Source organism: Neisseria sp. P0006.S004, assembly GCF_051963015.1.
Lineage (GTDB): Bacteria > Pseudomonadota > Gammaproteobacteria > Burkholderiales > Neisseriaceae > Neisseria.
The window spans coordinates 19284-29225 of sequence record NZ_JBQCUS010000009.1 but is presented as its reverse complement, the minus strand read 5'-3'; the positions used below and the strand labels follow the sequence as shown (position 1 = coordinate 29225).

General features: G+C 38.0%; 5 protein-coding genes. All 5 read right to left on the bottom strand.

Translation table 11 applies throughout. From position 1 onward, the window contains the following. Positions 1–156: 156 nt before the first annotated feature. Positions 157–1293 carry a DUF2169 family type VI secretion system accessory protein gene (locus ACTHR2_RS09945; RefSeq protein WP_263337424.1) on the bottom strand — a complete coding sequence of 379 codons (1137 nt, stop codon included), beginning with the start codon at positions 1291–1293 and terminating at the stop codon, positions 157–159. Between the two features lie 16 nt (positions 1294–1309). Then, positions 1310–3583 carry a type VI secretion system Vgr family protein gene (locus tag ACTHR2_RS09940; protein ID WP_440375684.1) on the bottom strand — a complete coding sequence of 758 codons (2274 nt, stop codon included), beginning with the start codon at positions 3581–3583 and terminating at the stop codon, positions 1310–1312. A gap of 130 nt (positions 3584–3713) precedes the next feature. Further along, positions 3714–7271, bottom strand: coding sequence for a type VI secretion system membrane subunit TssM (gene tssM, locus ACTHR2_RS09935; RefSeq protein ID WP_440375683.1), 3558 nt, complete (start codon positions 7269–7271; stop codon positions 3714–3716). A gap of 31 nt (positions 7272–7302) precedes the next feature. Continuing rightward, entirely contained in the window at positions 7303–8565 is a 1263-nt protein-coding gene (gene tssL / locus ACTHR2_RS09930; protein ID WP_263337417.1) for a type VI secretion system protein TssL, long form, read from the bottom strand. 24 nt (positions 8566–8589) lie between these two features. Then, positions 8590–9933, bottom strand: coding sequence for a type VI secretion system baseplate subunit TssK (gene tssK / locus ACTHR2_RS09925; RefSeq protein WP_263337415.1), 1344 nt, complete (start codon positions 9931–9933; stop codon positions 8590–8592). Positions 9934–9942: the final 9 nt, after the last annotated feature.

Genomic DNA, 9942 nt, shown 5'->3' with positions numbered 1-9942 from the left:
AGGCCAACAGAAATCGGGGACGGTAAAGACGACCCTGAAGTCGCTGCTTTTACGGGCGATTTTATTGACGGCCATGGCGGCTTGCTCCTGTTGGGGGATGGGGTCGTCTGAAAAATTGGCTACAATCGGTTGATAATCAGACGGTCTTTTAGTTGTTTACGCGAGTGCCGCAAGAGAAGGCGGTATCGGGATAAATTTGTCTTGTGAAGTATGGCATGCAACTGCGGCTGCGATTTGTTCTGCCCGTTCATGTCGAGCAATAAACCTGAGTTGACATGCAGAAATTTCCAGCTCTTCTGCAAAAGAAGTCCGGTATGTACAGTCAATGCGGCGTTGTTCTACATCAACGAGTACGGTATCCAACACCATGTCTTTACACAAAGACATATTAGATGCGGTATGGGCATGTACAAATACAGTCTCTACCGGTAGTTCGACAGTAAAGTACTGATTGGGCGCTTGAAAGGAATGTACCATACCGGTAAATCCTAGTGTATAGATATGGTTAGGCTTTAGATGTGGCAATTGAAGGGAAGGATGAGCACCGTTCCAATAAGCCATAGAAAAATCTTCCGGCAATAAAGGTGCACGGTTAGCTATCCATTTTGCATCAGCAGTGCCTGAATGTCGTGCCCGTTGTGCAAAATAACGGGGCATAAAGCCGAATCCTTCGGGAACAACATTTTCAGCAGGATCTCGTACCGGATGGCTTGGGTCATAAATCTGGTGAGCCTTTAATATCCGTTTGAATCCATTTTGTTTGAGTTGGGATTTGGGATAATAACCAATACCGACAGGATTTTGCTGATGCCCCTCATGATCGTCTTCAACTGCACTACCGCCAAAGGCAAATTCATAGCGGATGGGTAAGGAGAGAATAGGATCTGGTTCACTTAGAGACCATCCGGCTATCTCTCTTACCCAGTAGCGCTCTCCAGTAAGAGCCAGACTTTTTTGGTAATCACCAACACTCACCGCTACGGCAAGTTGCCGAGCGGGAGTATCATCAGGTGCATAGGCGATTGCATTGACCACTAAATCAGTTTTAGGTTTATAAAGGCAGAAGTCGCTTTCAAACTGAGTTGAAGTTTGAGATGGTTCACCGTAAAACGTATCTGCAAATGTAAGGGGCGTCTGTGTTTGGGCAAACTCAAGTACAGTTTTTCCTGTTACAGGATCAATTTCAAACTCATAACTGACTTTAGCAACTACAACATCATACGTTCGATCTAACTGGTCGATGTTTTTAAATTGCTGAGTATGAAAGCAGGTAAAGTTCTCCAATTCGAACATTGATATACCTTTTCTTTTAGTTGATATCAACTTTTTTGCCGTCCATATCTACTACACTAGTGCCAACGATCTTAACTTTTTTACTAACAATAGAGATTTTATTTTTATCTATTACAATCATGGAGTTGCCTACTTGAAGGGTAATTTTGCTCCCAGCAGATAAGGTAATTTTATTGCCGGCATTAAGGCCAATATTTAAACCTGCATTAAGTCCCATAACTAGGCCAACACTATGCATTTCAGCACCAACAACGTTGGTCATCCAACCACCTCCGACGTTTAGCATATAGCCAGCCCCAATGTTGGTCATTTGCCCGATACCAACGTTGCTCATACCATTTAGGCTGACGGTTTCTTGCTTATTACCACCAATGCTGCTTACCTCGTTGGATACAATGGTTTTGTTACGATTGGCACCAACGGTCAACGCTTGATTTTTGCCAATAGAAACGTTTTGATCCAAGCCTACACTTAAAGCCTGATTTTTACCGATGCCAATGTTTTCATCGAGACCAACAGAATGGGTTCGATTTTTAGCGACAGAAACACTCTGATCTTTACCCACAGAAGTACTTTGGTTTTGGCCGACACTAATGCTTTGGTTTTGGGTAATACTGGAAGTTTCGTTTTGGCCGACTGATTTAGTACGGTTTTGGGTAATTGAAGCAGTTTCGTTTTTTTGAACGGTTTTCGCTCGATCACCTACTACTGTTACAGTTTCGTTATTACCAATTGTAGTGGTTCGGTCGTTGTTGACGTTGCGGGTTTCATTGTTCTTAACAAGTGAGGTCAAATCTTTCTGTGCCTGGAAGTTGACCATTTCAGACCCAGCAGTATCATTGAACATCAGTTCGTTAAAGTTGGCTAATGGGGAGTTAAAACTTTTACTCTTGATACCGGATTGCTTAGCTGCAGCAGGAAATCCCCATGGTGGCGACATTGCGCTGTTATACAGACGGCCTAATACAATAGGTCGATCAGCATCACCATTAATAAAATCAACCAGTACTTCTTCGCCAATGCGTGGTGTATTAATAGAGCCATAGCCAGCACCAGCAGAGCCCTGAGTTACTCGTACCCAGTTGGAACTGTTTTCATCCATTTTTCCATAGCGATCCCAGTGAAACTGGACTTTAATATCACCATATTCATTGGTGTAAACCTCTTCACCAGCAGGTCCTGTTACCGTAGCTGCTTGTGTCCCTAAAACTTTTGGCTTGGGAGTTTTAAGAGGAGGGCGGTATGGATAAGATTTCGGTAATACGCGGAATGAAATTCTAAATTTACCAATACGGTCTCCAGATGTATAGCCTGCCTCTTCAAAATCATAATCAGCTTTTAGAATAGTATATTCGGTATCGGAAGATGCATGAGGGTGTTTGCTCAAGATAAACGTATAACCCGGAGCAAGTGTCAGTGCAGTGCCTGAGCCAGTAATAATCTTGGTTTGGCTTTTCAAATCTTCGCTACGAACCTGACTGTAATTTTGTGCTTCTGCCACATCACTAAAACCCGTGTAGAAGTCATAGTGTTCCATAGATACCGAATTAAAGTCATGAACTGAGTCTGAAGACATCATCGGAACTTTGGCATTTTTATAATTGTATTCTCGAGTAACAAATTGACTAGATTTTAAAGCATCTCGTTCTTCCCAAATATCAATATAGGCGATATTTGGTGCCCCTGGTGCAGTATTTCGAGAGTGGTAGGGGATGTTAGGGGATGAAATGGCTTCTAAAACACCGACATCATCAGTAATAACCAGCTCATGTGAACCGTTACTGTGGGCAAAATAATAGTAGATGCCTTCTTGTTCAAATAGGCGGTTTAAGAAATCAAAGCTATTTTCTTGATATTGAACACAAAAGCCTCTTGTTCGATACCCTTTTTGACATTTTATCTGGTATGGGAATCCGAATGGTGCTAAGACTTCATTAGCGATATCTAACACGGACTTATCAACGAAAACCCTGCTGTCCGTATTTTGAGTGAGGTACCACATGAATGGACGAGTGGTACAGGTATAGGCATGATAACCTTCTTCATCCTCATCTTCTCCAATGTAGCCAAAATCGGTAACTAGACCATTTAGGTAACGAGGATTACTTGCTTCGGTATCAATTTCCAATGTTACAGACTGACCAATAATATCTTTGCCTTGTAAATTTGGGTTTTGGGAGACCAATGTAATATTGAACTCAAACAGATTTGAAACGGATTCTGTACCAAGCATTTTTTTGAATAATAGTTGTGATCCCAAAGGCGTATGAGCAACGATAGTTCTATTCATTTCGGGAAACTCCTTGTCAATCTTAAATCAATATTCCGGTTACAAGTATTTTTATCCTAGTATTTTAAATAGTGATAAAATATGTAAAGTAATATTTTAGACAATATTATTTACATCTCTATTGAGACTTTTAAATACACTGAAAATTCCTTAATTTACTTAAATTAAAGGGATTAAAGGCAGTAGAAGTAGTAAATTCAAGTACAAGATTTTTTCCTTTAATACTGTATTCGACAACAGTGGTATTTCCTGTTTGGCGAATAATTTTACCTTTTTCAATAAGGCGAAAGATTGACCAAGGCCCAGTTGAACTAATACCTGCGCTGTTAATTTGGGAGGAGGAGATGTCTATTTTAGCTAAAGCATTTTCACTCTTCGATGGCCAAGTAAAGGTTACAGGATTTACAGGACCATGGCTGTATACATAGCTTTTCCCTGCATATGAGATATTTACACTTTCTAAACTAGTATCAAGAATCAAAACTTTAACCGAGAAGTCAAATGTAGGAGTTTCTGAGCCTTTATCAAAATACCCTTGTCGAATGTCTGCTATATCATTTAGCTTTGCAAAACGATCTTTAAACGCATCATTTTTAGCAGTTAAAGTTTCCAGTTTTTCTGAGCGTGCCAATACGGCAGCTTCACCAGTCAAGTTGGTAAATTTACTGTAGATACCATTGGGACCAAATATACTGGTGAAACTCTCTAATGCGACATTGTCCTCCGATCCTTTATCGAAAGGGTATCCTTGTTGATGTATTTCTTGACAACTATTAGTCAATGTGGCCATTTGTTTTTCTAAAGTAGATAAAATTTTTTCATCAACAATTTTGTTAGTGTTTTTCAGAATAATTTCAGAAAAGTTATCTAACATTTGGCGAAAGGGAGGTGGCAGTCTATTTACTTCAGCCTTGTATTTTACGAAAGGATCATCAGGTGGTAAGTCCACTCCTTTTTCTACAGCAACATTAACGGCAACTAAATAAACATATAAATCATTTATAGCTTCTGTAACGTTATTAATAGCTGGAGGTTGGTCATTAGTGGTTTCAGTTAATATATGGAAATCTGCAAAAGCATCATCGACTGGAGTTGCTTGTTTTAAAGCAGCTAATTCATTCTTTACATTATTCCCCTCTTCACTCTCTAAGAGTTTCGAGAGTCCTGCTCTATTTAACCAATTAGTAATTTTGCTTCCAGCTTTTTCTGTTATTTGTTTGTCAATAGTTAAAGTCGTATTATCACTAATTCCTTTAATAATATTGACTAAAGGTGAGTTCTTTTCAGATAGCAGCTTAGCAATTTGAGTACTCTCTCGTGATGACTTTGGTGTTACTAATGACAAATCAGATAAATAACTATTCCAAACTTTGATGTAATTACTGAAATAGATTCTTTGGGCATCAAAAAGGACAGATGCCTTGCTTTGACTTAAAGAAGCATAGTCACCTAATACCCAGTTGTCTTCATTAAAAAACTGCTCTGCAGATTTAACCATAGCAGGCAAAACTTTAGTAATGTAGGCTTCTTTGGTATAAATAAAGTTAATAGGTTCTTTCAGAGTTCCACCAGTCTTACGTCGGAATAACAAGTGACTTTGCACTCCACCCATACTTGAAAAGGATACAGGTGTAACTCCTCCCTTTCCAGAGAGAGTAACTGTATTTATGGTATCTTCTAATACCATGGTTGCAATGTCTCTTTGCGCAATTTCCTGTCTACGACGTTCTACTAATTCTTCATCATAGGGAACGCTTGGTGTAATGCTTTGTTTTGAAAGAATCTGATTCAGAGCTTTTTCAACAGATTTTTTTTGTTGGTCACTCATACCTGATGATTCTGTTTTAGACAAATTGGACATTAACCAGTTTTGCATAAAAGCAGCATCAAAATGTTCTTTGTGGAACATCATAAGATAAGCTTTTAATGCATCATAGCCATTAATATTGTTGGAGCCATTAGCTGTGCGTAGAAGTTCATCCAACTTATAGCTGATTAATGGCATTACGTTGTCTTGAAGAATTCTATAATAGGCTGACTCCCCAACATCTTTCATTTGGCTGCCTTGATAAAGGCCCATACGATAGCTGAGCGGAGGGGATAATAAATCTGGAATTTCTTTACTGGTAGTTGTATCTCTAACTTGTTCAGCAAATGTTACAGCCTTAAGTAAATCAGGGCCGTCTGTATATTTTTTTACATCTGAAGCTAAGTCAGTTGCTTTTTTATCAACCTGTTCAAGATATGATTGGTTATTGGAGTAACTATTCAACATCATTGTCAAACATGCGATTACTATAGTTGCAATAGCTCCAATACCTAGCCAATACAAGATTTGTTTTTTGACAAACCAAGATTTATTCTCACCAGCCAAATTTGCCTCGCTTAAAATAACGTCAGCAAATAGTCTATTTAAGAAAAAGCTATGTTCGTTGTTCTGAGTAGAGGCCTGGTTTGAATCCAAGTATTTTTTAGATAATTGGAAATCACTTTGCAAACCTTCCAGTATAGGGTTGAGATGTTGTCCTGTTTGAGTTGAGCTTGAAAAATAAACACCTCTCCATGCGATAGGTTGCTCAAATTTTGAAGATTTAGACAGTTCTTTAAATAGGGAAAGTACGGCCTGATTAAGACGCTCGAACTCCTCAGGGAATGCAAAAGCTGCAGCCTTGTCTTCAGTGGATTCTAATTGGTGAACAGTACCCAACATAGAGGAGCGTAATTTATCTACAATATCTGCTAAGGCATTAGAAGCAGTAGCGATAGGGGTTTCCATTCCTTCCGTATTAGATAGAGGAATCCCTAAATATTGATTTCTTTGTTCTTCAGTTAGATGGTTAAAGAATTCATTAAAACCATGCAATAAATCTAATTTGGTTATCATAAGATAAACTGGAAAATGTATACCTAATTTAGTATGCATTTCATGGATTCTTTTACGCAGTTCTACTGAGATTTCTGTTATATTGGTTTTTCCGCCCAATAAATCATCTACACCTACAGTAACCAATACTCCGTTTATTGGCTGTTTAGGTCGGTAACGTTGTAGCAGCGTTACAAATTCTTCCCAGTCACTAGAATCTTTACTGCTATGATTGTCATGTAAAGATAATCTACCAGCTGTATCGAGAAATACTATTTCATCCGATAGGAACCAATCACAATCTCGTGTACCTGCTAGGCCACTTACAGATGTCCCCAAAGTGCTCTCTAAGGGGAAGTTAAGGCCAGAACGTTTGAGTGCAGTCGTTTTACCAGATCCTGCTGCCCCTAGGACAACATACCATGGCATTTGATAGAGGTATTGACCTTCTTCTAGTCTAGCCAACAAACTGTTTTTAGATTTAGAAAATTTAGCATTCTTTAATACTTTGTCCATTTCAGCAAACTGGCGGCTCATAGAGCTAACATCATTTGCACTTTTTAAAATAGGCTCTTGTGCTGCTCGAATTTCTTTCAATAAAGCAGCGTTTCGTCGAGATTCACGATATTGGCGAAATATAGCTTTAGCCAACCAAATACCAATAATAATGGTACACACTGCAAAACGAATAGTTTTGCTTACTAAAGGGCGAACTTCACCTATGGAGATCAATGGTCCAATAAACCATACTAATATAATCAGGCCGGTAATACCCAACATCACCCATAAAGAGCGAGAACCTAGAAAATAAATAATTTTTTTCATGTCTATTTTTTCCGTATCAATCTAAAATAGATTATTGTGTGCTTACACTACCGTTTGGTTGAGAATTGGAGGTATCGTTTTTTATTTCAACTGAACTACCTAGTTTGGGTCCAGTTCCTGTAGTAAATAATGTAATTTCAACTCTTCGGTTTTTAGCTCTGTTTTCCAAAGTATCGTTTGGTGCGACAGGATCGGTCGAGCCTCGTCCTTCAGAACGGATGCGTGTTCCGCCATTTTTAACGTAATTCAATAAAATTTCTTTTACTGCATCTGCCCGAGCCTGTGATAAATGCCAATTAGATGGAAAATTCAAACTCTGAATTGGCTGATTATCAGTGTATCCCGTAACAATAATTTGTCCTTCTACACTATCTAAGGCCTGACTAACTGCAGCTAAAACAGGATAATATTGGTCTTGGATTTGCGCAGAGCCGGATTCAAATAAGCCATCACCTAAAATAGTAACAGTACTTCTGTCTTGAGAATCTTCTACAGATACTAATTTCCTAGCAATCTCATTTTCCAACAAAGGCCGTAGTCGGACTGTATTTTGTGCATCCTGTTGCTTGGTGATTGCCGAAGGAAGTTTGAGGCTGTTTACTTTTATGCTAGCTGTATTGAATTTATCCCCTAATGACCATTGCATTGTAAAATAGCCTACACCTAATGCAACAGCTCCTAATACGCCAACTACCCATAAAGGAATAGCAAGTCTGCGTTTCCTTTGAATATTATTTGTAATAATCGGGTTATGTTTAAAAAGATTAACAGTTTGGTCAGGTCGTTTACTGTGAATTAAGGCAAGTAAGTCTCTTTTAATTTTATCGATCTCAAATTCCCCATTGTTTAGAACCTGGTACTTACCTTTGTAACCAAATTGCAGGCATAAATACATAAACTCTATTAAATCAATATTTTTATCAGAATCTTGTTTCAAATTTTGAATGATTTCAAAAAAACGTTCTCCACCCCAAGTTTCATCATAAAAAGATACTAATAAGCTATTTTTTGACCAAGTTTCATCAGCCCAGCCAGCACGGACTGCTAATTCATCTACAAATGTACAAAGACAGTATTTTGCAGCCTGAATAGCATCATATTTAGCTCCATTTTTTTCAGCATTCTCTTCAAAATTATTAATTAAGAGAGAGAATTTATTAATTAGGCTGTCAGTAGACAATTGACTAGTAGTTTGCTGCATAGAGTTAGCTAAGATAAAAACAGGTTTAGCAGCTTCAATTAAAGGGTTATAAACATTTACTGCGTTGTTTACAGTATTATTCTGGTTATTCATAATGAAATTCCAAATTAAATCAAATTAACTTAAAGACTTAATCGCCCAAAACTCAACATCTAAATTAGGGAAATTACCAGCCAAATGGAAAGCCATACCTGAGGAAGTATCAAACATATCCCATAATTCATGTTTTTTATCTAATTCAAAATAAACATAACCACTATGGTATGGTAATTCTCTTGGTGCCACGGATAACGCATGAACTTTAATTCCAGGTAAATGGTAAGCAACCAATTCCTTAACTTTTTCTACAGTACCTATTTTTACTACACTTGGAATTTTTTGGCGTAAGGCTTCGTTAGGCATATCAGCCTTGATGGCTAGGACAAATGAAGCTTTATCCAGTAAGCTTTGATCAGGAGTTTGAGCAACTCGAGTTGCTTCATCGCGCAAATCTAGTGGAATTCTAATTGCTCTTTGTTCAAGAACAATAGACAGTGATTTGCGCAAGTTAAAAAATAATTTACCAAAACATGATGCTAGATCATTGTGTTCATAAATAGGAATATCCCCTACCTTACGTGAAGGAAGGAAAGTCATTAAATCAGCACATAATTTTGATAAGTTGACAAATAATTGTTCTGGATGAGTTTGGCGAGCACCTTCATTTTCATGATGCAAATAAGCCAGATACCGATTGATGGTCTGAAGCATCATAAAGTCCATTACTTCAACAGAACCTCCGGTATTCGGATCGTTTACAGCGTTAGCTAGACTATTGCTTTTTTGCATTAATAAGCCATATATTTCCGAAATGTAAGCTTTTAGGTGTTGTTGCTTTTGGCTTCCTAGGGAAGGTGGAATATATGATTCGTCTAGAATGATTTCAAAGTCTGCTGAACTGGATCGGATAACTGCAATAGGAAGGACAGTTTGATTGCTAGTTAAATCATTTTCTAAAATCAATGTGGGATTAAGATCTGCTAGTGTAATTTGGCGACCGTCTAATTCGGAGTTTGTTGTATCTGCAAGGGTTTTCTCAAATGCTTTATATCGGTAAGAGTGAGCAGAATTTTGATTTAGAAAATCAATCTCATTATTAACAGACGATGGCAGAGTAATGGCTAAGCAAACTTTGGTGTCTTTTATGTTTGCAGGTACTTTCAAGCTTAAATTTTCAAGTTGTTTTTGGGAAAACACAAATATAGAACCATCAGGAAAAATACCTTCTGCTTCACGAATACCGAGAACACCATGTTTGAGGCCGTCTGAATCCAGTACTAAAGATGAAAATCCCCAAAAATAACCTTCTTTAGAAACAGCTAGTTGACGTAATCCAGACTCAAGATAACGTTCAAATTGCTGGAAATGCTGAGGAGTAATAAAGATTCCTTCTGACCAAACTACTTTTGCTTCAATTGCCATGTATTCAAC